Genomic DNA, 24,776 nt, shown 5'->3' on the forward strand with positions numbered 1-24,776 from the left:
CCATGCGTTTCCTTCTTGCCTTCGCCTTGCTGCTGGGCAGTGGCAGCGTCTTCGCCGCCACCCAGTGCACCACCGCCGACAAAAGCACCTGGCAGAACCCGGACAAGTTCCAGGCCCAGCTCAAGGAGCAGGGCTACAAGATCAACAAGTTCAAGGTCACCAAGGGCAACTGCTACGAGATCTACGGCTTCGACAAGGACGGGCGCAAGGTCGAGATCTATCACGACCCGGTCAGTGGCAAGGCGGTGAAGACCGAGATCGAAGACTGATGCCCGAGGCCACGGTGCGCCTGTGGGACCCCTTGCTGCGGGTGTGCCACTGGTCCTTCGCCACCGTGTTCTTCGCCAACTACTTCTTCACCGAAGAGGGCGAGGATTGGCACCAGTGGCTTGGCTACTACGCCGTTGGCTGTGTACTGCTACGCATCGTCTGGGGCTTCGTCGGGCCGCGCAGCGCGCGCTGGGCCGACTTCTGGCCGACGCCCAGGCGCCTGGCGGCCCACGCCAGGGCGCTGCTGAACGGGCAGCCCTACCATCGCCTGGGCCATTCGGCCATCGGCGCGCTGGTGATGGTGCTGATGCTCGCCTGCATCGCTGGCCTGGGGCTGACCGGCTGGCTGGCCGAGGAAGTCGATGCCCTGTGGGGCGCCGACTGGCCGATGGACCTGCACAGCTGGCTGGCCGATGCGCTGCTGGCGCTGGTGTGCGTGCATGTGCTGGCGGCGCTGGTCGAGAGCCTGCGCCTGGGCGAGAACCTGCCACTGTCGATGCTCACCGGCCGGCGCCGTTACCGCGACGATCCCTGACCACGAGATTTCCCATGCTGATGTCCCTGACCCTGCGCGCCCAGCCCGAGCGTGGCGCCGCCTGGCTGCGTTTGTGCGCGCTGGCCAGTTTGAGTTGCGCGTTGCTGCTGGCTGACGATTTCATCCAGCAACTGTTCACCGGCAACAACCGCGCCGAGCTCGAGGCCGGCTGGGTCGCGGGGCTGTGGGCGTTCTGCGCGGCGTTGTGGCTGTGCAACCTGCGCGTGGTCGTGGTGGCGATCCTGCTGCTGTTCGCCGGCATGCAACTGCTGCAGCTGGCCAATATCAGCTTTTTTGGCGAGCCGTTGAGTGCGGTGGACATTCGCAGCCTGCTGCGCGAGCCCGGGGAGGTCGGGCTGACGGCCTGGCACAGCCTGGGCGCGCATTGGCCGGCGGCGCTCAGTGTCGGGCTGCCCTACGCGTTGCTGCTGGCCTTGCATGGGTGGCTACCGGGACGAGTGAGCCTGCCGGCCAGTCGCTGGGCACTGCTATTGATCGCCGTGGTGCTGCTGGCCAAGCCGTATCGGGCCACCTATCGCAACCTCGATTCGTTCACTCCGGGGCCGACCCGCAGTGGCCTGCACAACAGCCTCAATGCGTTTTCCGCCTGGGCCGTGCGCCTGGCGTTCGCGCCCGAGGTGAGCTTGCCGGCCGCGCCGTTCGCCCCCTATCGGATCGAGCCGATTCCCAGCAGCGCCCGGCATGTCTGGCTGGTGGTGGCCGACTCGCTGCGCAGCGAGCGCATGGGGTTGTACGGCTACGCCCGGCAGACCACGCCGCGCCTGCAGCGTTACCTGGACAGCCATCCCAGTGCCTTGGTGCGGCCAGGTGTTTCGGCAGGCGTGGCCACCGATGTCAGCCTGCCGTACTTGCTCAACCCGATCCGCGAGCCTGGCCAGGACCACCTGCTGCGCGAGGGCGATATCAACCTGTTCCGCTTCGCCCGCGAGGCCGGCATGCGCACGCACTGGATATCGTCCCAGGAATCGCGCTTGCTGGCGCACCTGGGCAGCCGCCATCTGGACGTGGCGATCACCCGCGAAGACCACCCACTGCGCTTTCTCAAGCGCCAGGACCATGCCTTGCTGGAGATCCTTGACCAGCAGCGCTTTGGCCCGCGCAACTTCGTGGTGCTCAACCTGCGCACGGCGCATCTGCCTTACGCGCGCAACTACATGCACCAGCAAGGCGAGCGGCCCTGGCCGGATCAGGGCGTGCAGGGGCAGGCCAATGCCTATGACAACTCGATTCATTACCTGGACGGTCTGCTGGAGGACGTCATTGCCCGTTTCGACCGCCTGGAGGGCGAGCGCTACCTGGTGATCACCGGCGACCACGGCCAGCGTCTGGGCGAGGATGGCAAGTGGGGGCACAACGACCTGGTCCCGGAGGTCAGTGACGTGCCGATGATCGTGCTTAGCCGCGAGGCGCCGCGCGAGGCACTGGGGGCGTTGGCGCCGGAGCGCTGGATCAGCCACTACGAGATAGGCAAGTGGCTGGCGGCGCGGCTGGGCATGCGCATCGACAACCCCAACCTGCGCAAGGACGAGCATTTCGTGCATGGCAAGTTGCTGTTCAGCGACAACTATATCCAGCCGGTGTGCGAGACGGCGCAGGGGTTGGTGCACCTGACGCCGGTGCAGCTGAGTGAATGGCTGGCCAGGAGCAGCCAAGGCGCGTGCGGCTCCTGATCGGGCTCGGTTTGCGTGCCGCGAATACCGGAACCGCGTGGCCTGCTTCGCGGCGGCTCGGCGCCCCGATAAGCCCGCCCCCAGGAACAGCACATGGCTTGAGCTCAGTGCGCTCTCTGTGGGAGCGGCTTTAGCCGCGAACACCGGCGAAGCCGGTGCCAGGCACCGCAGCGCCTACATGTCTGCGGCTTTTGCGCAGGCTCCGTCATTCACAGGGCGGGACACTGGTTGGTCACGCAGTGAATCCCGCCGCCACCGGCGGCGATCGCGTCGATATCCAGCAGCACCACGTCCCGGCCCGGATACAGTTTTTCCAGCAACGCCCGTGCCTTCTCATCGGCGCTGCGATCGCCGAACTGCGGGGCGATCACCGCGCCATTGATCACGAAATAGTTGATGTACCCCGCGGCGAAATCCGGGTTGCCCTTGCTGAACTTGTTACGGCGTGGCTTGAGCGGCGGCGACACCGTGTGAATCTCCAGCTTGCGCCCATCGGCATCGGTGGCGTTGCGCAGGATCTCCAGGTGCTCGCGGGTCACGTCGTGGTCATAGGAATCCGGATCGTTGTCCAGGTTCGCCACCACCACGCCGGGCGCCGCGAAGCGCGCATAGAAGTCCACGTGGGCATCGGTGATGTCCTTGCCCTTGATGCCCGGCAGCCAGATGATCTTGCGCAGCCCCAGCCGCTCTTTCAGCTCCGCTTCGACCTGGGCCTTGCTCCAGCCGGGGTTGCGGTTGTCGTTGATCCAGCTGCTCTCGGTCATGATGCCGGTGCCGTGGCCGTCCACCTCGATGCCGCCGCCTTCGCCCACCAGCTCGCTGCGCTGGTACTGGGCACCCGCCAGCTTGGCGACGCGCTTGGCAAGCTTGCTGTCGTAACGGTGCTGCTGCTTGCCGCCCCAGCCATTGAAGTTGAAGTCCACCGCCGCCAGCTCGCCATCGTCATCGACGACGAAGTTGGCGCCGATATCGCGCATCCAGATGTCGTCCAGCTCGGTCTCGACGTAGGTGATGTTGTGGCTGCCGCATTCTTCCTCGGCGATATCCCGCTCGCTGGCGCGGCAGAACACCGTCACCGGCTGGTAGGCGGCGATGGCGCGGGCGATGCGCCCAAGGGCGGCCTGGACGTCTTCGGTGAAGTCCTCCCAGATGTCATCCTGGGCGCCGAAGGCGATGTAGGCACGTTGCTGTTTCTCGCCTTCGTCGGGCATGAACCAACGCTCCGGGTCGGCGGCGCGGGCAACGCCCATGGGCAGGCCGAGCCCGGCGCCGATACCGGCGGCGAGTGACAGTTGCAGGAAGGTTCGACGGGTAGGCATGGGTTCAGTCCTGTGCAGTCTTGAAGCGGGTCCAGACGCGCATGCGCGCGCGCATGTCGGCCTGGGGGATGTCCTTGCCCGGGATCAGCCGGGCATAGGTGGCTGGGTCGATGTAGATATCGGGGTTGTCCCGCAGGCTCGCGTCCACCAGCGGACGCGCCTTGGCGCTGGCGGTGGGGTAGCCGGTGGTGTTGCTGATCGCCGCCATGTTTTCCGGACGCATGACGAAGTTGATGAAACGATAGGCGTATTCCGGGTGCTTGGCATCGGCGGGGATGGCCATGGTGTCCATCCACACCGTGGTGCCTTCGCGGGGTACGCGGTACTGGAAGTCGATGGCCTTGCCGGCGGCCTCGGCGCTGCGCTGGGCCTGGATCACGTCGCCGCTGTAGCCCAGCGACAGGCAGGTGTTGCCGTTGACCAGCTCGGTGACCGGCTGCGACTGCAGCTTGCGCACGTAGGGGCGGATGCCCTTGAGCAGTTCGCTGGCGGCGGCCAGGTCTTCGCGCTTGGCGCTGCGCGGTTCGCGGCCCAGGTAGTGGAGCACCACGGCGAGCACTTCGTCGGGCGAGTCGATCATCGAGATGCCGCAGTCGGCGAACTTGGCCGCCAGCTCGGGCTTGAACAGCAGGTCGAGGCTGTTCAGCGGGGCGTCGGGCATGCGCTCGTGGATCTTCTTCGCGTCCATGGTCAGGCCGATGGTGCCCCAGGTATAGGGCACGGTGGCCTGGCTGGCCTTGGGGTACTGGTCGTGCAGCTTGCGCAGGCCCGGCTCGATATCGTCCAGCGCGGTCAGCTGCGTCTTGTCCAGCGGCAGCAGGCTGCCGGCGCGCATCAGTCGTTCGGCGACGGTGTCGCCGGGGAAGATCAGGTCGTAGCCGCTGCGCCCGGACATCAGCTTGGCTTCCAGCACCTCGCTGCCGTCCATGACGTCATAGATCACCGGGATACCGGTCTCGGCGGTGAAGCGCTTGAGGGTGTCTTCGGCGAAGTAGTCGGCCCAGTTGTACAGGCGCAGGGCGTCCTGCTTGGCCTGGGCGACGCTGGCGCAGGCCACCAGGGCGGCGATGGCCAGCAGTTTCGATGGACGGCTTGGCATGGTTCAGGCCCTCGCGGTTTGTGGGGTGCGGCCGTCCAAGGTCAGCAGCGGCGCGTACATGCTGGGGCGGCGGTCGCGATAGATGCCCCAGGTCAGGCGGTCCTCGCGCATGCGCGCCAGGTCCAGGTCGTGCAGCCAGACGCCGCTGCTGTCGCGGTCGGCCTCGGCGAGCAGTGCGCCCTTGTGGTCGCAGATGAACGACGAGCCGTAGAAGCGCATCGACAGGCTGTCATCGCTGCGCGCCACTTCATGACCTACGCGGTTGGCGGCCACCACCGGCAGCAGGTTGGCGGCGGCGTGGCCGCGCATGGCCATCTGCCAATGGTCGCGCGAATCCAGTTCGGCGGCGCCCGGCTCCGAGCCGATGGCGGTGGGGAACAGCAGCACCTCGGCACCCATCAGGGCCAGGCAGCGGGCCGTTTCGGGGAACCACTGGTCCCAGCAGATGCCGATGCCCAGGCGGCCGAAGGCGGTGTCCCAGACCTTGAAACCGGTGTCGCCGGGGCTGAAGTACTCCTTCTCCTGGTAGCCGATGGCGTTGGGGATGTGGGTCTTGCGGTACACGCCCAGCAGGCGGCCATCGGCATCGGCCACGGTCAGCGAGTTGAAGAAGGCGTTGCCGGCGCGCTCGTACCAGCTTAGCGGCAGCACGACGCCAAGCTCTTTGGCCAGGGCGGCGAAGCGCCTGAGCAGCGGGCTGTCGTGGTAGTCCTCGGCCAGCGCCTGGTGGCTGTGGCATTGCTCGATGCAGAAGTACGGGGTGGCGAACAGTTCCTGCAGCAGGATCACCTGGGCGCCCTGGGCCGCGGCCTTGCGCACCAGCTTCTCGGCGCGCTCGAGGTTGGCGGGCAGGTCCCAGCTGCAGGGCATCTGCGTGGTGGCGATGCGCAGGGTGCTCATGGGCGCTCTCCCTGCACTGGCCAGGCCGGCTGTTGCTGGGTGATGCAGTGGATGCCGCCGCCACCGTGGGCGATGTGGTCGATGCGCACCGGCACGATCTCGCGACCGGGGAAGGCCATGGCCAGCTGCTGCGCGGCGGCCTGGTCGGCGTCGATGCCGTAGGCCGGCATGATCACCGCGCCGTTGGCCAGGTAGAAGTTGGTATAGGAGGCGCAGAACACCTCGGCGTCGGTATCCACGGCGGCGGTGGCCTCGAACAGGTCGAGCAGTTCGAACGAACGGCCCTGGGCGTCGCTGGCCAGTTCCAGAGCGCGGCGGTTCTCGCGCACCACCTCGGCATACACCGACCCCTGGTCGTGGGTAGCGTCCACCAGCAGCACGCCGGGGCGGGCGAAGGCGCACACGCCATCGACATGGCCGTCGGTCATGTCGCCGGTGACGTACTCAGGGTCGCCCGGCAGCCAGATGGTCTTGCGGATGCCCAGCAGGCGGGCGAAGCAGTCCTCGAAGTCGGCCTTGGTCAGCCCTGGGTTGCGGTTGGGGTTGAGCAGGACCGATTCGGTGGTGATCAGCGTGCCTTCGCCGTCCACGTGAATGGCGCCGCCTTCGTTGCACAGCGGGGTGCTGAAGCCTTCCAGGCCCAGCTGGTCGAGGATGCGCCGGGCCAGGCTGCGGTCCTTGCCGTGCTCGGACTTGTTGCCCCAGGCGTTGAAGCGCCAGCTCAGGCCGGCGACGCCGCGCTGTGGATGCACCAGGAAGCTCGGACCGCTGTCGCGGCACCAGCTGTCGTCCACGGCCAGCTCGATCAGTTCGATGCCAGGGCCGCACAGCTCACGGGCGCTGGCGATGGCGCAAGGGTCGACCACCATCTTCACCGGCTCGTAGCGAGCGATGGCGGCGGCCACGCGGGCATAGTCACGCTGCACGTCGGTCAGGGTCACGCCCCAGCCGGACTCCCACAGCGGTTGGTTGTGCGGCCAGATCATCCAGGTGGCGGCGTGGCGGGCCCATTCGGCGGGCATGCGCCAGCCGCTGTCGATGGACAGGGTCATAGTGAACTCCGATCTATTAGGGATTTTTATCAACGAAGCCCGCCGTCGCGGGTGTTGGGATCAATGTTATGGCTGTGAAGTAGGCGCGACAAACGATAGATTTAGCGTACTTCTGATCAGTAAGGCTTATCAGCATGCTCAAGCATTGGCCCCCGCTCAACGCCCTGCGCGGCTTCGAAGCCGCCGCTCGCCTGGGCAGCTTCCACAAGGCCGCCGAGGCCCTGAACCTCACCCAGTCGGCGATCAGCCAGCAGATCCGCAGCCTGGAAAGCTACCTGGAACAGCCGCTGTTCCACCGCAGCGGTCGCAGCGTCAGCCTGACCGATGCCGGGCATGACCTGCTCAGCACCACCCAGGCCTTGTTGCAGCAACTGGCGGTGGGCATTCGCCGGCTCGACCAGTACCGCAAGCCCAACCAGCTGGTGGTCAACACCACGCCGGCGTTCGCCCGGCACTGGTTGCTGCCGCGCCTGGCGGACTTTCACCAGCGCTACCCGGAGGTGGACCTGTGGCTGTTCACCAGCTTCGAGGCGCCGGACATGGCCAGCGAGACCATCGACCTGGCGATTCGCGACGATATCGGCGCCCAGGCCGAGTGCAGTTTCACCGTGTTGCACCTGGATCAGTTGTATCCGGCCTGCCACCCGGACTTGCCCGCCCAAGGGCGTACCACCTTGCATGGCGAACGGGAGATGGACTGGAGTCACTGGCAGCTGGAGGGCGGCGAGGACATCGGGCAGCAGGGCAAGGGACTGAATTTCTCCGACCCAGGCCTGTTGCTGGATGCGGCGGCGGAGGGGGTGGGCGTCGCGCTGGTCAGCCAGCTGCTGGCGCAGCGGCTGGTGGAGCAGGGGCGCTTGCAGGCTTTGTCGGCGCAGCGGGTGCGTGGGCCGGTGTGGAGTTGCCTGGTGCACTGGGAGAGCCAGGATGACCCGCTGGCGCGGCAGTTTCTGGCATGGTTGAAAGCGGCGCTGGCACAGGGGTAGTGGTTGCCTTTGCCGGCCCTCTCGCGGGGCAAGCCCGCTCCCACGCCAGACCTGCAGATGCAAGGTTGGCGTGGGAGCGGGCTTGCCCCGCGAGAGGGCCGCTGGTGTTTTGCATCGACCCGCTCAGCTCGTAATATGTGTCGGATGTCCCGCGAGGGTAGTCTCACCCTCTAGATCAAATGGCAGTGCCCCAAATCCGGGCGCTTCCCCAGCCTAAACCTGACGAGGTACAGACATTGGCCATCATTCATCCCAAGGTTCGCGGTTTCATCTGCACCACGACTCACCCCAAGGGCTGCGAGCTCAACGTCCGTGACCAGATCGAAGCCACCCGCAAGCTGGGCGTGCGCGAGGATGGTCCGAAGAAAGTCCTGGTGATCGGTGCTTCCAGCGGCTACGGCCTGGCGTCGCGCATCACCGCGGCATTCGGCTTCAAGGCCGACACCCTGGGCGTGTTCTTCGAAAAACCGGGCACCGAGAGCAAGGCCGGTACCGCCGGCTGGTACAACGCCGCCGCTTTCGACAAGTTCGCCAAGGCCGAAGGCCTGTACAGCAAGTCGATCAACGGTGACGCCTTCTCCGACGAGGCCCGCGCCAAGGTCATCGAGCTGATCAAGAACGAAATGGGCGGCAAGGTCGACCTGGTCGTCTACTCGCTGGCCTCGCCGGTGCGCAAGCTGCCGCAGACCGGTGAGCTGATCCGTTCCGCGCTCAAGCCGATCGGCCAGCCGTACAAGTCGACCGCCATCGACACCAACAAGGACACCATCATCGAGGCCAGCATCGAGCCGGCCACCGAGCAGGAAATCGCCGACACCGTCACCGTGATGGGCGGGCAGGACTGGCAGCTGTGGATCGACGCCCTGGCCGGCGCCGGCGTGCTGGCCGAAGGCGCGCGCACCGTGGCCTTCAGCTACATCGGCAGCGACATCACCTGGCCGATCTACTGGCACGGCGCCCTGGGCCAGGCCAAGCAGGACCTGGACGAAACCGCCCTGCGCCTGGACCAGAAACTGGCCGGCGAAGTCAAGGGCGGCGCCAACGTGGCGGTGCTCAAGTCCGTCGTTACCCAGGCCAGCTCGGCCATCCCGGTGATGCCGCTGTACCTGTCGATGGTGTTCAAGATCATGCAGGAGAAGGGCGTTCACGAAGGCACCCAGGACCAGCTGGACCGTATGTACCGCGACCGCATGTACCGCGCCGATGGCCAGCCTGCCGCAGTCGACGACAAAGGCCGCCTGCGCCTGGACGACTGGGAACTGCGCGACGACGTGCAGGACGCCTGCAAGGCGCTGTGGCCGCAAGTGACCACCGAGAACCTGTTCCAGCTGACCGACTATGCTGGCTACAAGAAGCAGTTCCTCAACCTGTTCGGCTTCGAGCGTGCTGACGTCAACTACGACGAAGACGTGGCCACCGACGTACGGTTCGACTGCATCGAGCTGTAAGCAAGTCCTTGACCGCGCAGCCGTTGATGACGGCTGCGCGGTTCCCGCCGACGACTTGTTAATATTCTGAAACAAATCACCAATGGCCCTTTGCCATGGGCACCCTCCGCCTGATCTATACCCCAGCTATTGGCCTTGCAATTCCGCCGGGGCCAGGGAGGGAGCAATGGGCGCACTGCAAAAACTACAAGAACGAATTCGCCAGAAAGGTATCAAGCGCACAGCCAAGACCTTGTTCGAACGCTACGTGTTCTTCCACTGGGAGTTGTTGTGGATGGAGCGCGACCTGGTCAGCCCGGTGCCACCCTACAGCCTCAAGGAACATCCACCCGTCACCCTGGTGCCGATCACCGCCGCCAACGCCGATGCCTTCGCCCGTCATTTCGGCGACCGCGTCGAGACCATGCGCGAACTGGCCGTCGAGGGGCATACCGGACACATGTATCTGGACGAGCAGGGCGATGCCGTGGCCTTCATATGGGCCAGCGTGGTCGACTACCACGACAAGCACTACTACGGCTGCACCTTCCCGGTGAAGCCTGGCGAGTTCTTCGAGTTCGGTGGCGAGATGACCCGGCGCTACTTCGGCAGCGAGCTGTCGGTGACCGCCCAGGTCGAGCTATGGAACACCATGCGCGAGAAAGGCTGCCACAAGGTGGTGGACGTGGTGGAGACCCATAACGTGCCGGCGATGAAGCTGCACCTGCGCATGGGCTACCACGAGCAGGGGCGGGTCATGCACGTGTATGGCCTGTTCGGTTGCTGGAAGCTTTTCCGCGAGACTCGCTACGACGGCTCGCGCCTGGCGGTGCTGCGCAAGCCGGGCGTGGCACGGGCCCTGCCGACCACCTGAACCTATCGCGGGGCAAGCCCGCTCCCACGCCAGCCCCGTAGTTGGCGTGGGAGCGGGCTTGCCCCGCGATAGGGCCGGTACAGGCACCGATTTTTTTGCTAGCGTGGGCGCTCGACAACAGCCCGTCCGCCAGCATGGCGCGACGCCGCAGGGAGCGCGCCATGAGCAGCCTCACCCAACCCGCCTGTGCCTTTCGTCATGCCGCCGCCGACGGCTACCGCCTCGGCGGTTTGCGCTGGCGCCACGCCGAGTCCGACCCCCGGCGCCCGCTGGTGATCATCAACGCCGCCACCTCGGTGCGCTGCCGTTACTACTCGCGATTCGCCGACTACCTGTTCGCCCAGGGCTTCGATGTGTTGACCTACGACTATCGTGGCATCGGCGAGTCGCGCCCGGCCTCGATGCGTGGTTTCCAGGCGAGCTGGAGTGACTGGGGCCGCCTGGACTTCGAGGCGATGCTGCAGCTGGCCAGTGCCGAGCATCCCGGCCAGCCGGTGCATGTGGTCGGGCACAGCTTCGGTGGCTGGGCACTGGGGCTGGCGCCGTCGGCGGCGCAGGTGCGCCATGCGGTGCTGGTGGGGGCGCAGTTCGCCTACTGGCGCGACTATGCGGCGGATCAGCGCTGGCAGCTGTTCGGCAAGTGGCATGTGCTGATGCCGCTGCTGACCCGTGTGTTCGGCTATTTCCCCGGCAAGCGCCTGGGGTGGCTGGAGGACACCCCGGCCGGCGTGGTGCAGGACTGGAGCACGCGCACGCCGCGCTACGAGCACCGCCCCAGTGGGCGCCTGCTCGATGCGGTGCCGTTCGATCAGGTGCGGGCGGCGACCCTGGCCATCAGCCTGAGCGATGATCCGTTCGGCACGGTGGCGGCCACCGAACGGTTATTGGGTTACCTGCACAAGACCGAGCGTCGGCACCTGCGGGTGGCGCCTGTGGATATCTCGGTCGGGGAGATCGGGCATTTCGCGTTCTTTCACGATCGTTTTCGGGAAAGTTTGTGGCCGATTGCGCTGGGGTGGTTACAGAAGGGGCGCCTGGAGGCTGGAGCACCAGGCCAAATCATCAGCTGATGTCATCGGTGTCGGCGAAAGGGCCGCAAAGCGGCCCTATCCGCTATCAGGCCAGACGCGCCAGCGGCTGCGCGGCGAACTTCACGCCGGCCAGTCCATGCTTGATCAGTGCGCGGATGTTGCCGTGGTCGCTGCCCTCGGGGGTGGCCAGCACGCTGCGGTAGTGTTCGCCGAAGGCCAGCAGCGCTTCCTGATCGCTCAGCCCTTCGAGCAGCGCCAGGCCCAGGGTCTTGCACGAGCCTTCGTTCTGCCCGGCGGCGTTATGCACGTCGCCGTTGTCGAAGGCCTGGGGCTGGTAGCTGTAGTTCGCGGCGATGAACGCCAGGGTGTCGGCGAAAACGTGCTCGCCGCCGGCCAGGCTGTTGCGCAGGGTGTTCAGGTCAGTCACGGGGTTTTCCTTGTTCGAACGCGGCCTGTTGCTCGGCGCTGGCTTCTTTCTGGTACTGGGCTTTCCACTCGGCGTAGGGCATGCCGTACACCTGCTCTCGGGCATCGTCCAGGCTCAGCTCGACCTGGCGCTCGTCGGCCGCGGCCTTGAGCCATTTCGACAGGCAGTTGCGGCAGAAGCCGGAGAGGTTCATCAGGTCGATGTTCTGCACGTCGGTACGCTTTTGCAGATGGTCGACCAGGCGCCGGAACGCGGCGGCTTCGAGTTCGAGCTGTTGTTGCGGGGTCATGGGCGGTCTCTTCAGGTCATGCGGTTCTTCAGATGGCGGCCACCGTTGATGACCACCTGGCTGCCGGTGCTGTACTGGCTGTGCAGCAGGAACAGCACGGCGTCGATCAGCGGGCGGGCGCCGGGTTCGAATTCCAGCAGGGCCTTTTTCAGGGTCTGCTGGCGGTACTGCTCGTCGCCGCCTTCCTTGAGGATCAGCAGGCCGGGCAGGATACCGTTGACCCGCACCTTCGGCGCGTACTTTTCGGCGAACGACAGCACCATGTTCTGCAGCGCGGCCTTGGTCGCGGCATAGCCGATGTGGCTCTTGCTGCCGCGCGAGGAGGTTTCGTCGCAGATGTGGATGATGTCGGCCTTGTCCACCTTGCTCAGCAGCTCGCCCAGGGCAAGATTGAGGTGGTAGGGCGCCTCGACGTGCAGGCGGAACATGGTCTCGAGGTTGTCCAGGCCATCATCGAGCCACAGCGAGGCGTTGTGGATGATCGCGCGCAGGCCGTCGTAGTGGCCGTGCAGGTGGTCGATCAGGGCCTGGCGGTCTTCGCCGCGGGTCAGGTCGGCCTGGAACTGCCGGATGTTCGGGTGTGCCGCCTGGGCATGCAGGCTGCGGCTGGCGCTGACCACCGTATGACCGGCGTGGGCAAGCTCCAGGGCCAGGGCCAGCCCGACGCGCTGGCTGGCGCCGGTGATGAGGATTGGGCTGTTCATGTGCGGGCGGTCTGTTCGTCTGTCCGTGCGTGATGCCCCAGCATACCCGAACTGCGTGGCCTTGCGCGCCTGCGCCTCAGCGGCTGCGCAGGCCGGTGGAGCGTGCCTGCGCATCGCCGGGCGCGGGGTTCAGCCAGCCGGCCAGCAGGCGGGTGGACAGGGGAATGAACAGGTACACCATCACCGGCGTCAGGGCCAGGGTGCTGATCAGCACCCGGGGCAGCAGCTCCAGCGGCGCCAGCCAGTGGCCGAACAGCAGGTTGAACAGCAGCGAGACCGGGAAGAAGGCCAGCCAGATGGCCGTGGCCTGCTTCCAGCGCGGCGGTTTTTGCACCATGTTGGTGCCGAACCAGTCGTCGATGCCGCTTACGCGCCTCTCTTTGGGGCGCTCGAACAGGCCGTTGCCGCGTGCCAGCCAGGCCCGGCGCGAGGCCGAATGCTCCCAGGCGTGCAGGGTCTGCTCGCTGGTGAAGCGGAAGATGATCTGGAATTCGTCGCCCTCGATGGGCGGGGCGAGGATGCCCGAACCGAGATAGCCGGGGAAGTCGGTGGCCAGTTGCTCGCCTTCGTGCAGCCAGGACAGCAGGTCCTGGTAACGGCCATGGGCGGCGCGGCGCGACACCATCAAGGTGACGGGTGGGGTAGACATCGTGTATCTCCTGGCGACGGGGCTAGCGGGTAGCCGGCCCCTTGGCGTGCGGCCCGGGGTGGTGGGCGGCGCAAGCGTGCTTGCAAGAATCGGGCACGGATTATCGCTGATCGATCATGACCGGTCAGTTTCAGTCGGCGGACGGTCGTCAGAAGGTGGTCGGGGCCTGGGCGTGCAGTTCGGGATGGGCCTGGCGGTGGGCCTGCAGGATGTACTCGCGCAGGCGCTCGATTTCCTCGGCGGGGTTGTGGGACAGGTCGTAGGCGGCCAGGCGTGGGCCGATGCGGCGGCGCAGCAGGCCGAGCAGGCCGATGGGCGGGATGTCCTCGGCGGCGAAGCGCAGGTCGAACTGCGCGGGCGCTTCACCGCCGCCGCGCACCTCCACCAGCACGCCCTTGAACGAGATATCGCGCACCCACAGGTCGCTGGCCTTGCCGTGGTCGTCCAGCAGGGCGACCGGCTGCTCCAGCGACAGGCGCCAGGGGCGCAGCATGGGGCCGTCTTCGTAGATGTCCGGCGAGCCCAGCTGCAGGTGCAGGGCGTGGAACTCGTCCTCGACCAGTTGCAGGGGGAAGCTCAGTTGCTGGTTGTTGAAACTGGCTTGCAGCGTCACCTGCTCGTTGGCCACCAGGCGGGTGAGCAGATCCTTCAGGCGCCGATCGCCATTGACCAGCAGGCTGGACATGGGGTCGGCCAGGTTCAACTGGGGCGAATGCTGCATGTCCTGGATGAAATCCAGTTCGTCCTGGGAAAGAAGGGCGTCTGCTTGCATGGTCGAACTCGAAGGGGCGAGCGATTCGGGCGGTTTCTTCACGGCGATGGACAGCGGCAAATGGGCTTTGTTCAGGTCACTCGTCGGATGACGGTGCGGGCATGTGACTTTGGGCTGAGCAGGCCTTTTGCCACTGTCGGATGCTAGTATCCTACGTTTTCACTCAGTTTCGGAATCCTCACCCGATGAAAGTCGCCATTATTTCCGGTTCGGTGTATGGCACCGCCGAAGAAGTCGCCCGTCACGCCGAATCGCTGCTCAAGGCCGCCGGCCTGGATGCCTGGCACGCCGCCCGCGCCACCCTGCAGGACATCGAGGGCTTTGCCCCGGACGCGCTGCTGGCGGTGACCTCGACCACTGGCATGGGTGAACTGCCCGACAGCCTGATGCCGTTGTACAGCACCATTCGCGATGTGCTGCCGGCGGCCTGGCGCGGTCTGCCGGGGGCGGTGATTGGCCTGGGCGACTCGAGCTATGGCGACACCTACTGCGGCGGTGGCGAGCAGATGCGCGAGCTGTTTGCCGAGCTGGGGGTGAACGAGGTGCTGCCGATGCTGCGCCTGGATGCCAGCGAGACCGTGACCCCGGAGACCGATGCCGAGCCGTGGTTGGCGGAGTTTGTGGCTCTACTCAAAGGTTAAACGGCCGCTCCTACACGTTCGCGTCATGCTTCGCCCTGTTCGCGCAACAACGCCAGCCACGCCTGCGCCGCCCGCGAAAGATACGCTCCGCGCCGCCAGATGAAAGCGATGTCCCAGCGCAGGTACTCCGGTGCCCGCAACGGCAGGCGCACCACCCCGGGCCGCTCCAGCGCCCGGGCGACGATCGCTGGCAGCAGCACCACGCCTTGCCCGGCCGCCACCAGCGCGGCGAGAAAGTCCGCCTGGCCGCTACGCCCGCCTTCCTTCGGCGTGAACCCTACCTGCTGGCAGGCACTGAGCAGCCGGTCGTTGAGCACGAAGCTGCGCTGGTACAGCAGGAATGGCGTATCGGCCAACTGCGCCAGTTCGACTTCAGCCTGTCCAGCCAGTGGGTGCTCGGATGGCAGCAAGGCTTCCAGCGGTTCATTGCAAAAGGGCTGGTACTCGAACGCCGGATCGTTTGGCGTGAGGCTGCCGCCCAGTTCCAGCTCACCACTTTTCACCGCCTGCTCGACCATGCGGCTGCCGCCTTCGAGCAGCTGAATGGCGATGTTCGGGTGGCGTCGCCGGTACTCGGCGAACAACCCGGCGAACAGCGCGTCGCTGCCCAGCAGCGGCAGGCCCAGGCGCAGCTCGCCGCGGGCCATCTGGCTGAGGTCGTCCAATTCGCTGAGCAGTTCCTGGCGCTGGCGCAGCAGCGCCTCGCCGCGCTCGAGCACGATGCGCCCGGCGGCGGTCAGCAGCAATTGCGAGCCCTGGCGTTCCAGCAGCGGCTGGCCGATGTCCTGCTCCAGTTGGGCGACTTGCTTGCTCACCGCCGACTGGCTGACATGCAGCGTGCCTGCCGCCTGGGTGAAACCGCCGCGATGGATGACTTCGATGAAGCTGCGCAGCTGTTTGAATTCCATGTTCGTTGAATTCCATTTTGGAATGGATGCCAGTCTAACAATTCGCTTCTGGCCTGGCTGGGTGACTTTTACAATGGCCGCGTTGTCGAGGAACTCCCGTCATGAATCCTGAATTGCTCAAGAAAACCCTGCGTCTGCTCGCCGAACTGACGGTGCTGCTGGCGCTGTTCCTGATCGGCGGCCAGCTGGCCGCCTGGCTCGCCTGGCCGATCCCCGCTGGAGTGATGGGCCTGGCGCTGCTGCTGACGCTGTTCGCCACGGGCGTGCTCAAGCCAGCCACCCTGCAACTTGGCGCCGGCTGGCTGATGGCCGAGATGCTGCTGTTCTTCATTCCGGCGCTGATGAGTCTGCTGGACTACGGCAGCCTGCTGCGCAGCGAAGGCTGGCGCATCCTGCTGGTGATCGCCGTCAGCACCTTGCTGGTGATGGTGGTCACCGCCGTGACCGTGGAGCTGGTGTGCCGCTGGAGGTTGCGCCATGAGCCTTGAACCCATGCCGCTGTTCTGGCTGGCACTGACCCTGATCGCCTACCTGGGCAGCCGCTGGCTGTACCGGCGCAGCGGGCGCTACCTGCTGTCGCCGTTGATCCTGGTACCGGCGCTGCTGCTGGCGGTGGCCGTGCCGCTGCACACCGCCTACGCCGAATATGCGCGCAACACCCACTGGCTGATGGGCGTGCTGGGGCCGGTGACGGTGGCTTTCGCGGTGCCGATCTGGCAACAGCGGGCATTGCTGGCGCGACACTGGCCGGCGTTGCTGGTGGGCATGTTGGCCGGCAGCGTAGCTTCGATCGGCAGTTCCTGGGCGTTGGCGCACATGCTGGCGCTGGACGATTCGGTCAGCCTGTCGTTGCTGCCGCGCTCGATCACCACGCCATTCGCCATGCCGGTGGCCCAGGATCTGGGCGGGGTGCCGGAGCTGACGGCGGTGTTCGTGATGTTCACCGGCGTGCTCGGGGCGATGTTCGGCGGCATCCTGTTACGCTGGCTGCCGCTGCGCACACCGCTGGCGCGGGGCGCGCTGTTCGGTGTCGGGGCCCATGGCGCCGGGGTGAGCCGGGCGCAGGAGGTCGGGCGCGAGGAAGGATCGGTGGCCGGGCTGGTCATGGTCCTGACCGGGTTGCTGAACCTGCTGGCCGCGCCTTTGCTGGCGAGGCTGATCTGACCGTTCGTGCCACTGACCCGTTCGGTCATCAGGCTGGCTGCCAAGGCGACCTATCACCTTCGTATTGGCTTCTAGACTCAGCCTCGACATAGAGAGCACATGTATGTGCCGAGGTGACATGCAATGAACGCAGCCTTGCCCTATTCCGACACTTATCCACCGGGACGACCGTGATGCCACTGGCCGAGATTCCATTGTGCGTCTGGCGCACCCGGAGCCAGGGTTTCACCTTCCGGGGCCAGAACATCCGTTACTGGACGGCAGGGCAGGGCGAGCCGCTGCTGCTGCTCCATGGCTTTCCGACCGCCAGCTGGGACTGGCACTACCTGTGGGCACCGCTGGCCCAGCGCTTTCGCGTGGTGGCCTGCGACATGCTGGGCTTCGGCGACTCGGCCAAACCCGCGGACCACGACTACAGCCTGCTGGAGCAGGCCGATCTGCAGCAGGCGCTGTTGGCGCACCTGCGTATCGACCAGCCGGTACACCTGCTGGCCCACGACTACGGCGGCAGCGTGGCCCAGGAGCTGCTGGCCCGCCACCACGAGCAGCGTCTGCAGATCGCCAGCTGTGCATTCCTCAACAGCGGGCTGTTTCCCGAGACCTGTCGGGTGCTGCTGATCCAGAAGCTGTTGCTGAGCCGGCTGGGCTGGCTGGTTGGGCGCTCGTTCGGGCGAGACGACCTGGTGCGCAATGTCATCCAGGTCTACGGCCCCTGCACCCATCCCAGCGAAAGCGCGCTGGACGATTACTGGAGCCTGATCGCCTCCAACCGTGGGCCGCGTATCTTGCACAAGCTGATCAGCTTCCTGCCCGAACGCCGAGCCCAGCGTGAGCGCTGGGTCGGGGCGCTGCAGCGCGAGGGCGTGCCGCTGCGCTTCATCAATGGCGCGGTCGACCCGTTGTCCGGGGTGCATATGGTCGAGCGCTACCGCCAGTTGGTGCCGGAGCCGGACACCGTGGTGCTGCCGGGCATCGGCCATTATCCGCATACCGAGGCACCGGTGCAGGTACTGCGCCATTACCTGGCCTTTCGCGAACAGCCGATGAGCTACCTGCCGCAGAAGGTCGCCTGGTCCTGAGCAGGCGATCATCGTCGTGCGTTATTGCCCGGCATTCGCCGCGATGCGCTTGATTGCCCGGCCGTGATGGCTGGCCGACACTGCCTTGCATCCCTTCATTGCCAGGAGCCTTGAGCATGAGCGAGCCGGTACGTCTGCAGGATCGAGTGGTGATTGTCACGGGGGCCGGCGGTGGTCTGGGGCGGGCCCATGCATTGCTGTTCGCCGCCCGGGGCGCGAAGGTGGTGGTCAATGACCTGGGCGGCTCGACCCATGGCGAGGGCGCCAACGCCTCGGCGGCGGACCAGGTGGTGGCGCAAATCCGCGCGGCCGGGGGCACGGCGGTGGCCAACCATGATTCGGTCACCGATGGCGCGCGGATCGTCGAGCAGGCGCTGGACAGCTTCGGTCGGGTCGATGTGCTGGTGAACAATGCCGGCATCCTGCGCGACAAGACCTTCCACAAGATGGAGGACAGCGACTGGGAGCTGGTCTACCGCGTGCATGTCGAGGGCGCCTACAAGGTGACCCACGCTGCCTGGCCGCACCTGCGGGCGCAGAATTGGGGGCGAGTGATCTTCACCTCGTCCACCTCGGGCATCTACGGCAACTTTGGCCAGGCCAACTACGGCATGGCCAAGCTTGGCCTCTATGGATTGACCCGCACGCTGGCCATCGAGGGGCGCAAGCACGGCATCCTGGTCAACGCCATCGCGCCCACGGGGGGCACGCGCATGACCGAGGGCCTGATTCCACCGCAGGTGTTCGAGCGCCTGAAACCTGAGCTGGTCAGCCCGCTGGTGGTGTACCTGGGCAGCGAGCAGTGCCAGGACAGCGGCGAGCTGTTCGAGGTAGGCGGCGGCTGGGTCGGCAAGCTGCGCTGGGAGCGCAGCCTGGGCATGGGCTTTGACCCGCGCGAAGGTTTCACGCCCGAGCAAGTGGCGGACAACTGGGCGCGGATCGGCGACTTCGACGGTGCCGGGCATCCGCAGGACAGCCTGCAGGCGTTGCAACAGATGATGACGAACCTGCAGAAGTATCCATTGGGTTGAACAATGCCGGGACCGCACAGCGGCCCTTTCGCCGAATTGCCGGCGATGAATCTAGTGTCGATCTTGCGATTCTTGCAGAAATAAAAAAGGCCGCTGCAAACGCAGCGGCCAATCGAGACGTTAGATCAAGGAGCTTCAAAATCAACGTCGGTGAACCTTGGTGGCGCGAAAGGCGGGGGAGAGCCCTGCGTGCCGAACCAATGACGTAAGAATAAGCACTTGGTGGCGCGGGAAAAATAGTCGCTTCTGACATTCTCTATTACGTCCTTCGAGATAATCGTAAAGCTCTTACCCCGGTATGTCGGCCTGCGCTGCTGGTCGTAGGATGCATCTGCAAGATCGCTCTGGCTTGCGCGTAGGAATGAGTTCCCGATTTTTCGCGGCCCAGGCTTGACGACACCATCCGGCTCCATTTTTCCGTTTGGAGTTCGTGATGATTTCTGAGGCCTTGTTTCCCGATCTTTCGTTTCTCAAAAAGCAGAACGCTCCCGCTTCCAACGATGAGTTGCTGGCTCAACTGTCGTTGCTGACATTGGCGCTTCAAGCGCAGCTGTCCACCGTGCCCCGTTTCAGCAAGGAGTATGAACCGGACACCCTCGAGCAGGTGTCGCTCGATACGGCGCGGATCGAACAGCGAATGCCTGAATGGCAGGTCGACATGGATGAGTGGTGGACGGCACAGGGAAAAGGTGGGCCGTCGTCCTCCAATTTACGTGCGCAGCTCTATCAACTGTTCGAGCTGGAGCTGGCCTTGCATGCGATCGTCGAGCCGGAATTCAGGGCGGTGATCGAGTCCCTGCTCAGCGCCGGCGAGCAGTCAGGTGACATGGTCGGCGTCGTGGTCACCGCAGGTGAGGTGCGGGTGCCGTTGGCGGGCTGTTTCGCGGTGGTTCGCGACATTGATGAGTTTGCCGATGACGACGCGTTTCTTTTCTACGGGCCAGCCTGGGGCGTAAAGGTGCACAGCCAACGCATCGATGCAGTCGATAGCCTGCGCCAGGCGTTGCTCCAGGGTATTGCCGAGCAGGCAGGGTGGATTCGATTCCTGCCCGCCGAGTTGCTGGCGGCCGTTGAGAATGGCGAGCCGCTGATGTTGAGTTTCGAGGACTTTGCGCAGGCGTTCGCGGTGCAGCAGCTGGCGGACCTGCGGACGTTGCAGGGCAATCTGTTGGCAGACCTCGAGGCCAAGGCGGCCGAGAGTCCGGTCGAGGCGCGTCTGTTCAACGAAACAGTGCGGTTGGACGCTTGGATCGCCCCGATTCAGACGCGTCTGGCCGCCCATATGAAGACGTTGCGGCTAGCGCGTGTGCCTTCCTGGCGCAATAGCCTGGAGGAGGAGGCGTTGGCTGCGTATTCACAGCTGGAGCTCCAGATGGCGCAGACGAAAGCGCGCGTCGATGAACACTTGGGCAATCTGCGTGATTTCCGCACGTTTGCCGCGCGCGCGATACGCGACTGGCTGGTGAACAATCTCGGCTGGCCAGTCATGGCGCCCGAGCGGATCCGGCTCACGCTCGGCACCGTCGGTTTCGGCGCGCCTCTCCACCGGTCGTGCAGCTTGCTGGATTGGGCCATCAGCGGTGGCTACGAGGGATACAGGCTCATCGCAAGAGCGGATGATGAGGGGCTGGGCGAGCGACTGACTCATGCCCAGATGCAGCGGATGATCAATAAACTGAATTTGCGGATGGAATATCGCCGTCTGCTCGTCAATGCCCTGAACACGGCGACAACCCGCGATCACATGGCCGAAGCGGCTACCGCCCAATTGGCCCTGGCGACCGCGCAGGCTCATCATGCCGGTGTGCTTCCTGACCCGATCCACTCGCGCATCACCGAGTTGCTGAGCAGCAATCTGGCCGTCGAGGATCTTGGCGTGCACCGGGTCAAAGTGCATGGCATGCCGCTACGCAATATTTACTGCCTGGCCCATGGCAATGACTTCATGCTCTATGCGCCAGGCGCCCCGGGCGGTGACCTCCAGCGTTTCGCCCCGCTGGTGGCCGTTCAGCTCGCGCTGGTCGGCATGTTGTCCAATCCGACGGGGCTGGCCTACGTGCTTTCGCGCACGCGAGCTGCCCAGCGCGCGAAACTGCAGAACTATCTCAGCCGGCTCGAGTCGCCCTCGTGGTACCCGGGGATGATCACTCTGGAGCCACTCAAGGGTAATCTCGCGCAAGCAATGGCCAGAGATCTGATCCTGGCGCAGTACGACGAGCTCAGGTTGCTCGCGCCCAAGTGGTATCGCAACGCCAAACCCGAGGATCGAGTACGGATCGCCTCGCTCGACAACGAGTTGGCGTCATTGCAACCGGCGCATCAAGCCCATTGCACGATAACCGCGCTCCAGGCCTTCGCGCGTGAGGTGGCGGCCAAGCGGATCAACGAATATCCGGGTAACGTAGGCCTCTGGATCGACCCCGACACTGTGGTGATCAAGTCGACAGAGGGTACGTTTACCTTCGCCCAATGGATGGCCTGGGGTTATTCGATCGGGTACTTTTTCCAAGACAGCTCCACGATGCGCTCTACCGTCGGTCAGGACCTTTCGCACCTGAACCTGTCATCGCTTGCCAGCGCCATTCGCAAAGCCAGCAATCGCATGGGGGAGCAGTATGAGAACCACATGAATGCGGTTTTCCTCGATGAGCAGCGTCCGGAGCGGGAGCTGCAATCGTGGTTGCACCGCTCGATGATGAGCGCCAAGGTCCGTCGGGACTTTCTTGTGGCCAGCCTGGAAGGGCACCTCGACGAGCAACAGTCAGCGTGGCTGCGCTCGATCAGCGAAACCGTCGAGGACGATGACATCCTCAAGAATCATCATTTCGAGCGATTGGGGTTCAAGCAAGGGCTGGAACGTCTGGTTGAGGGGGGGTATCTGCTCAATAAGTCGCTAGGCGATCATCTCGTCTACCTGAGCGACGCCGCCGATGGGCGGATGGTGCGCACGCTTGCGGACATCGCCGAGTCGTGGCGAGCGGAAAACCTGGGCGCCTACTTCGTCAGCCGCTCCACCTCCGCCGACAAAGCCGCGATGCGGCAACTGGATTACATTCGGTTGAATGATTCAGAGGGCGTGCAGATCGTGTATGACGCACATGCTCATATTACCCATGGCCGGATAACAGACTGGGATCATGACTTACGCCTTCGCGTCGAGCACCGCCTTCGCGATGCCAGGCACCAGACGTCAGACGTCGCCGAGCGTCTGCTGCAGGCGGCGGAGCGCATCGTGCTGCCGGCCATCAGCATCTTGACCTGGGGCATCGGATTGCTAGGCATGCCTTTGTTGTTGATTTCCGCCACTGTCAACCTGGCATTGACCTCGCTCACGTTCTCGGAGGGGGCTCATGCCTGGTGGGAAGGCAACAGAGGCGAGGCCGTGATGAAGTTCGTCAGCGCGGCGATCAGCGTGGGCTCCGCAGTTGGCCTGGGGAAAGTCATTGCCTCGACCTGGGCCATCCTGTCCCCAGGCCCTTCAGGGGTGTTCAGCGGGCTCTTGAAAGAGGCGCTCTTCAACTGGGGGCCAAAGAGTGCCTCCCCGGTTGCCGAGACATTCAGGGACGAGCTGATGGGGTTCCTGGATATCGCGCTGAACGGGGCTTCCCAGGCTACCCGCGAGTAGGGCCGGTTGCCGACCTGAGCTGATCAAGCAACGACCTCATGCCCCATTCGCCTGCTGGTCGCCTGGGCGGCGGCCAGCAGGCTCTGCGCCGCGGGCCCCTGTTCATCGGCATGGAAGATCGACGTCGGCCCGACCACGGTCATCACCGCGGCGATTTGCCCCATGGCGTTGAACACCGGGGCCGACAGCGCATCCACCCCCGGCATCAGCAGACCATGGACATGATGCAGGCCACGCTGGCGGATCTGCGTCAGCAGTGGGGCGTAGGCGTCCGCGGGCTGGCCTAGCGCGGCCAGCTCCCGGTCACGTAGCTCGGCGATTTCCCGCTCCGGCAGGTGCGCGGCGAACACCAGCCCTGTGGACGAGCTGAGCAGCGGCAGCACCGAGCCGATCTGAGTCACCACCGTCACCGCGCGCACCGCCGGCTCGATGCTCACCACCGTCGCCCCTTGGTTGCCCCATACGGCGATGAAGCAGCTTTCGTTGAGCTCGTCGCGCAACTGCGACAGCGGCAGGGCGGCAACCTTCAACACATCGATGCTGCCCAGCGCCGCCATGCCCACCCGCAGCGCCTCGCGGCCCAGGCCGTAATGGTTGGTGGCCGGGTCCTGCTCGGCGAAGCCGCTGGCGATCAGCGCCTGCAGGTAACGATGCACCTTGCTCGCCGGCATCTGCACATGCTCGGCCAGGCGCGACAGCGAGGTAGACGGTGAGAGCTCGGCGAGGGCCTTGAGGATATCGGTGCCGACTTCCGCCGAGCGGACCTTCTGTTTGCCGTTGTCGGCGCTGCTGCTGGCTTTGGCCATGGGGGACTTCTTATGCGGATTTTCCGGGGTGGCGCCTTTATAGCTTGACGCCTGCGCAGGAGCAAATTACGTTATTCGTAATCTGATTACGATAAAAACAATGCAGACGCGCTGCCGCCCTTGGTGCCGGTTTCAGGATCGGGCCCGCAGCCAGCTGCCCGCAACGGCTCCCAGCAGCCCGGAGGCACCGAGATGACCCGCGACACCTCACCCGAACTCCAGTACCTGAGCGGTTTCGGCAACGAATTCGCCAGCGAAGCCTTGCCCGGCGCCCTGCCGGTCGGGCAGAACTCGCCGCAGAAGGCCCCCTATGGGCTGTACGCCGAGCTGCTGTCGGGGACCGCGTTCACCATGACCCGCAGCGAACTGCGTCGTACCTGGCTGTACCGTATCCGCCCGTCGGCGCTGCATCCGCGCTTCGAGCGCCTGGAGCGCCAGCCGCTGAACGGCGCGTTGGGGCCGATCAATCCCAATCGCCTGCGCTGGAGCCCGCAACCGATTCCCGCCGAGCCCACCGACTTCATCGAAGGCTGGCTGCCGATGGTAGCCAACGCGGCCTCGGAGAAACCGGCCGGCGTGAGCATCTACATCTACCGCGCCAACCGCTCGATGGAGCGGGTGTTCTTCAACGCCGACGGCGAATTGCTGCTGGTGCCTGAGCAAGGTCGCCTGCGTATCGCCACCGAGCTGGGCGTGCTGCAAGTGGAACCTCTGGAAATCGCGGTGATCCCGCGTGGCATGAAGTTCCGCGTCGAGCTGCTCGATGCCCAGGCACGGGGCTATATCGCCGAGAACCACGGCGCGCCGCTGCGCATTCCGGACCTCGGCCCGATCGGCAGCAACGGCCTGGCCAACCCGCGTGACTTCCTCACCCCGGTGGCGCATTACGAAGAGGCCACCGGCCCGGTGCAACTGGTGCAGAAGTTCCTGGGCGAGCACTGGGCCTGCGAGCTGCAACATTCGCCATTGGACGTGGTCGCCTGGCATGGCAGCAACGTGCCGTACAAATACGACCTGCGCCGCTTCAACACCATCGGCACGGTCAGCTTCGACCACCCCGACCCGTCGATCTTCACCGTGCTCACTTCGCCCACCAGCGTGCATGGCTTGGCCAACATGGACTTCGTGATCTTCCCGCCACGCTGGATGGTGGCCGAGAACACTTTCCGTCCGCCATGGTTCCACCGCAACCTGATGAACGAGTTCATGGGCCTGATCCACGGCGCCTACGACGCCAAGGCCGAAGGCTTCCTGCCCGGCGGCGCCTCGCTGCACGGGGTGATGAGCGCCCACGGCCCGGATGCCGAAACCTGCGACAAGGCCATCACGGCGGACCTGGCGCCGCACAAGATCGACAACACCATGGCCTTCATGTTCGAGACCAGCCAGGTGCTGCGTCCGAGCCGCCAGGCCCTCGAAAGCCCGCAGTTGCAGGCCGACTACGATAGTTGCTGGGCCACCTTGCCGAGCACCTTCAACCCGAACCGGAGATAACCG

25 protein-coding genes are annotated in these 24,776 nt (G+C 65.3%); 14 read left to right on the forward strand and 11 right to left on the reverse strand.

Translation table 11 applies throughout. From position 1 onward, the window contains the following. Positions 1-2 precede the first annotated feature (2 nt). Genes ACYUME_RS04370 through ACYUME_RS04380 form a run of 3 tightly spaced genes read left to right on the forward strand, consistent with a single transcriptional unit; the run spans position 3 to position 2,496 of the window. Positions 3-269, forward strand: coding sequence for a PepSY domain-containing protein (locus tag ACYUME_RS04370; RefSeq protein ID WP_460418152.1), 267 nt, complete (start codon positions 3-5; stop codon positions 267-269). Beyond that, entirely contained in the window at positions 269-805 is a 537-nt protein-coding gene (locus tag ACYUME_RS04375) for a cytochrome b/b6 domain-containing protein (RefSeq protein ID WP_279882849.1), read from the forward strand. Before ACYUME_RS04370 ends, ACYUME_RS04375 begins: the two co-directional genes overlap by 1 nt. Before the next feature lie 14 nt (positions 806-819). Next, positions 820-2,496, forward strand: a complete 1,677-nt coding sequence (locus ACYUME_RS04380; protein WP_279882851.1) for a phosphoethanolamine transferase — start codon at positions 820-822, stop codon at positions 2,494-2,496. Positions 2,497-2,705: 209 nt separating this feature from the next. On the opposite strand, the gene ACYUME_RS04385 is transcribed toward ACYUME_RS04380, so the two are convergent. From ACYUME_RS04385 to ACYUME_RS04400, 4 genes are read right to left on the reverse strand one after another with little or no spacing between them, the layout of a single operon-like run. Then, positions 2,706-3,815: an agmatine deiminase family protein gene (locus tag ACYUME_RS04385; RefSeq protein WP_460418153.1), complete on the reverse strand. Its 1,110-nt coding sequence runs from the start codon at positions 3,813-3,815 to the stop codon at positions 2,706-2,708. 4 nt (positions 3,816-3,819) lie between these two features. Next, positions 3,820-4,914 carry an extracellular solute-binding protein gene (locus ACYUME_RS04390; protein WP_460418154.1) on the reverse strand — a complete coding sequence of 365 codons (1,095 nt, stop codon included), beginning with the start codon at positions 4,912-4,914 and terminating at the stop codon, positions 3,820-3,822. A 3-nt stretch (positions 4,915-4,917) separates the two neighbouring features. Next, complete coding sequence (gene aguB, locus ACYUME_RS04395; protein WP_460418155.1) at positions 4,918-5,814, reverse strand: N-carbamoylputrescine amidase; 897 nt, start codon at positions 5,812-5,814, stop codon at positions 4,918-4,920. Beyond that, a complete protein-coding gene (locus ACYUME_RS04400; protein WP_460418156.1) occupies positions 5,811-6,866 on the reverse strand; it encodes an agmatine deiminase family protein in 1,056 nt (351 codons plus the stop codon). Before ACYUME_RS04400 ends, aguB begins: the two co-directional genes overlap by 4 nt. Before the next feature lie 134 nt (positions 6,867-7,000). Here ACYUME_RS04400 and ACYUME_RS04405 point away from each other — a divergent pair, with 134 nt between their 5' ends. The 4 genes from ACYUME_RS04405 to ACYUME_RS04420 all read left to right on the forward strand — a co-directional run bounded on the left by ACYUME_RS04405 (position 7,001) and on the right by ACYUME_RS04420 (position 11,223). After that, positions 7,001-7,852 (forward strand): LysR substrate-binding domain-containing protein, encoded by an 852-nt coding sequence (locus ACYUME_RS04405; protein ID WP_460418157.1) that lies wholly within the window; start codon positions 7,001-7,003, stop codon positions 7,850-7,852. Between the two features lie 236 nt (positions 7,853-8,088). Then, the gene (gene fabV / locus ACYUME_RS04410; RefSeq protein ID WP_460418158.1) at positions 8,089-9,300 is read left to right on the forward strand and encodes an enoyl-ACP reductase FabV; all 1,212 of its coding nucleotides are present in this window, start codon (positions 8,089-8,091) and stop codon (positions 9,298-9,300) included. A gap of 166 nt (positions 9,301-9,466) precedes the next feature. Continuing rightward, positions 9,467-10,153 carry a GNAT family protein gene (locus ACYUME_RS04415; protein ID WP_460418159.1) on the forward strand — a complete coding sequence of 229 codons (687 nt, stop codon included), beginning with the start codon at positions 9,467-9,469 and terminating at the stop codon, positions 10,151-10,153. A gap of 161 nt (positions 10,154-10,314) precedes the next feature. Further along, positions 10,315-11,223: an alpha/beta hydrolase family protein gene (locus ACYUME_RS04420; RefSeq protein ID WP_460418160.1), complete on the forward strand. Its 909-nt coding sequence runs from the start codon at positions 10,315-10,317 to the stop codon at positions 11,221-11,223. 46 nt (positions 11,224-11,269) lie between these two features. On the opposite strand, the gene ACYUME_RS04425 is transcribed toward ACYUME_RS04420, so the two are convergent. The 5 genes from ACYUME_RS04425 to ACYUME_RS04445 all read right to left on the reverse strand — a co-directional run bounded on the left by ACYUME_RS04425 (position 11,270) and on the right by ACYUME_RS04445 (position 14,025). After that, positions 11,270-11,611 carry a HopJ type III effector protein gene (locus tag ACYUME_RS04425; protein ID WP_460418161.1) on the reverse strand — a complete coding sequence of 114 codons (342 nt, stop codon included), beginning with the start codon at positions 11,609-11,611 and terminating at the stop codon, positions 11,270-11,272. Then, positions 11,604-11,900 carry a DUF1244 domain-containing protein gene (locus ACYUME_RS04430; RefSeq protein WP_279882871.1) on the reverse strand — a complete coding sequence of 99 codons (297 nt, stop codon included), beginning with the start codon at positions 11,898-11,900 and terminating at the stop codon, positions 11,604-11,606. Before ACYUME_RS04430 ends, ACYUME_RS04425 begins: the two co-directional genes overlap by 8 nt. 11 nt (positions 11,901-11,911) lie before the next feature. Continuing rightward, positions 11,912-12,604, reverse strand: a complete 693-nt coding sequence (gene folM / locus ACYUME_RS04435; RefSeq protein ID WP_460418162.1) for a dihydromonapterin reductase — start codon at positions 12,602-12,604, stop codon at positions 11,912-11,914. A gap of 76 nt (positions 12,605-12,680) precedes the next feature. Continuing rightward, a complete protein-coding gene (locus ACYUME_RS04440; protein WP_279882875.1) occupies positions 12,681-13,253 on the reverse strand; it encodes an antibiotic biosynthesis monooxygenase in 573 nt (190 codons plus the stop codon). Positions 13,254-13,401: 148 nt separating this feature from the next. Further along, entirely contained in the window at positions 13,402-14,025 is a 624-nt protein-coding gene (locus ACYUME_RS04445) for a hypothetical protein (RefSeq protein ID WP_460418163.1), read from the reverse strand. A 185-nt stretch (positions 14,026-14,210) separates the two neighbouring features. Here ACYUME_RS04445 and ACYUME_RS04450 point away from each other — a divergent pair, with 185 nt between their 5' ends. After that, complete coding sequence (locus ACYUME_RS04450) at positions 14,211-14,666, forward strand: flavodoxin (protein ID WP_460418164.1); 456 nt, start codon at positions 14,211-14,213, stop codon at positions 14,664-14,666. A 23-nt stretch (positions 14,667-14,689) separates the two neighbouring features. Here ACYUME_RS04450 and ACYUME_RS04455 read toward each other — a convergent pair whose 3' ends face one another. After that, positions 14,690-15,574 (reverse strand): LysR substrate-binding domain-containing protein, encoded by an 885-nt coding sequence (locus tag ACYUME_RS04455; protein WP_460418165.1) that lies wholly within the window; start codon positions 15,572-15,574, stop codon positions 14,690-14,692. A gap of 101 nt (positions 15,575-15,675) precedes the next feature. On the opposite strand from ACYUME_RS04455, the gene ACYUME_RS04460 reads away from it, so the two are divergent. The 5 genes from ACYUME_RS04460 (at position 15,676) to ACYUME_RS04480 (ending at position 22,473) form a co-directional block, all read left to right on the forward strand. Further along, complete coding sequence (locus tag ACYUME_RS04460; RefSeq protein ID WP_460418166.1) at positions 15,676-16,062, forward strand: CidA/LrgA family protein; 387 nt, start codon at positions 15,676-15,678, stop codon at positions 16,060-16,062. Continuing rightward, positions 16,052-16,738: an LrgB family protein gene (locus ACYUME_RS04465; RefSeq protein WP_460418167.1), complete on the forward strand. Its 687-nt coding sequence runs from the start codon at positions 16,052-16,054 to the stop codon at positions 16,736-16,738. The genes ACYUME_RS04460 and ACYUME_RS04465 overlap by 11 nt, the downstream gene beginning before the upstream one ends. Before the next feature lie 173 nt (positions 16,739-16,911). Beyond that, the gene (locus tag ACYUME_RS04470; protein WP_279882888.1) at positions 16,912-17,817 is read left to right on the forward strand and encodes an alpha/beta fold hydrolase; all 906 of its coding nucleotides are present in this window, start codon (positions 16,912-16,914) and stop codon (positions 17,815-17,817) included. 116 nt (positions 17,818-17,933) lie between these two features. Beyond that, positions 17,934-18,848 (forward strand): SDR family oxidoreductase, encoded by a 915-nt coding sequence (locus ACYUME_RS04475; protein WP_460418168.1) that lies wholly within the window; start codon positions 17,934-17,936, stop codon positions 18,846-18,848. A gap of 433 nt (positions 18,849-19,281) precedes the next feature. Then, positions 19,282-22,473 (forward strand): hypothetical protein, encoded by a 3,192-nt coding sequence (locus ACYUME_RS04480; protein WP_460418169.1) that lies wholly within the window; start codon positions 19,282-19,284, stop codon positions 22,471-22,473. A 23-nt stretch (positions 22,474-22,496) separates the two neighbouring features. Here the strand turns inward: ACYUME_RS04480 and ACYUME_RS04485 are convergent, their stop codons facing one another. Then, complete coding sequence (locus ACYUME_RS04485; RefSeq protein WP_460418170.1) at positions 22,497-23,279, reverse strand: IclR family transcriptional regulator; 783 nt, start codon at positions 23,277-23,279, stop codon at positions 22,497-22,499. 192 nt (positions 23,280-23,471) lie between these two features. Between ACYUME_RS04485 and hmgA the strand changes: the two genes are divergently transcribed. Beyond that, the gene (gene hmgA, locus ACYUME_RS04490; RefSeq protein ID WP_460418171.1) at positions 23,472-24,773 is read left to right on the forward strand and encodes a homogentisate 1,2-dioxygenase; all 1,302 of its coding nucleotides are present in this window, start codon (positions 23,472-23,474) and stop codon (positions 24,771-24,773) included. The last annotated feature ends 3 nt before the right edge of the window (positions 24,774-24,776 follow it).

The sequence above is a fragment of the Pseudomonas sp. microsymbiont 2 genome (genome assembly GCF_054788395.1).

Bases quoted from the DNA above. Each gene is read 5' to 3' on its own strand.
- ACYUME_RS04370 (WP_460418152.1), top strand. From the start codon at position 3: ATGCGTTTCCTTCTTGCCTTCGCCTTGCTGCTGGGCAGTGGCAGCGTC.
- ACYUME_RS04375 (WP_279882849.1), top strand. From the start codon at position 269: ATGCCCGAGGCCACGGTGCGCCTGTGGGACCCCTTGCTGCGGGTGTGC.
- ACYUME_RS04380 (WP_279882851.1), top strand. From the start codon at position 820: ATGCTGATGTCCCTGACCCTGCGCGCCCAGCCCGAGCGTGGCGCCGCC.
- ACYUME_RS04385 (WP_460418153.1), bottom strand. From the start codon at position 3,815: ATGCCTACCCGTCGAACCTTCCTGCAACTGTCACTCGCCGCCGGTATC.
- ACYUME_RS04390 (WP_460418154.1), bottom strand. From the start codon at position 4,914: ATGCCAAGCCGTCCATCGAAACTGCTGGCCATCGCCGCCCTGGTGGCC.
- aguB (WP_460418155.1), bottom strand. From the start codon at position 5,814: ATGAGCACCCTGCGCATCGCCACCACGCAGATGCCCTGCAGCTGGGAC.
- ACYUME_RS04400 (WP_460418156.1), bottom strand. From the start codon at position 6,866: ATGACCCTGTCCATCGACAGCGGCTGGCGCATGCCCGCCGAATGGGCC.
- ACYUME_RS04405 (WP_460418157.1), top strand. From the start codon at position 7,001: ATGCTCAAGCATTGGCCCCCGCTCAACGCCCTGCGCGGCTTCGAAGCC.
- ACYUME_RS04415 (WP_460418159.1), top strand. From the start codon at position 9,467: ATGGGCGCACTGCAAAAACTACAAGAACGAATTCGCCAGAAAGGTATC.
- ACYUME_RS04420 (WP_460418160.1), top strand. From the start codon at position 10,315: ATGAGCAGCCTCACCCAACCCGCCTGTGCCTTTCGTCATGCCGCCGCC.
- ACYUME_RS04430 (WP_279882871.1), bottom strand. From the start codon at position 11,900: ATGACCCCGCAACAACAGCTCGAACTCGAAGCCGCCGCGTTCCGGCGC.
- folM (WP_460418162.1), bottom strand. From the start codon at position 12,604: ATGAACAGCCCAATCCTCATCACCGGCGCCAGCCAGCGCGTCGGGCTG.
- ACYUME_RS04440 (WP_279882875.1), bottom strand. From the start codon at position 13,253: ATGTCTACCCCACCCGTCACCTTGATGGTGTCGCGCCGCGCCGCCCAT.
- ACYUME_RS04445 (WP_460418163.1), bottom strand. From the start codon at position 14,025: ATGCAAGCAGACGCCCTTCTTTCCCAGGACGAACTGGATTTCATCCAG.
- ACYUME_RS04450 (WP_460418164.1), top strand. From the start codon at position 14,211: ATGAAAGTCGCCATTATTTCCGGTTCGGTGTATGGCACCGCCGAAGAA.
- ACYUME_RS04455 (WP_460418165.1), bottom strand. From the start codon at position 15,574: ATGGAATTCAAACAGCTGCGCAGCTTCATCGAAGTCATCCATCGCGGC.
- ACYUME_RS04460 (WP_460418166.1), top strand. From the start codon at position 15,676: ATGAATCCTGAATTGCTCAAGAAAACCCTGCGTCTGCTCGCCGAACTG.
- ACYUME_RS04465 (WP_460418167.1), top strand. From the start codon at position 16,052: ATGAGCCTTGAACCCATGCCGCTGTTCTGGCTGGCACTGACCCTGATC.
- ACYUME_RS04470 (WP_279882888.1), top strand. From the start codon at position 16,912: ATGCCACTGGCCGAGATTCCATTGTGCGTCTGGCGCACCCGGAGCCAG.
- ACYUME_RS04475 (WP_460418168.1), top strand. From the start codon at position 17,934: ATGAGCGAGCCGGTACGTCTGCAGGATCGAGTGGTGATTGTCACGGGG.
- ACYUME_RS04480 (WP_460418169.1), top strand. From the start codon at position 19,282: ATGATTTCTGAGGCCTTGTTTCCCGATCTTTCGTTTCTCAAAAAGCAG.
- ACYUME_RS04485 (WP_460418170.1), bottom strand. From the start codon at position 23,279: ATGGCCAAAGCCAGCAGCAGCGCCGACAACGGCAAACAGAAGGTCCGC.
- hmgA (WP_460418171.1), top strand. From the start codon at position 23,472: ATGACCCGCGACACCTCACCCGAACTCCAGTACCTGAGCGGTTTCGGC.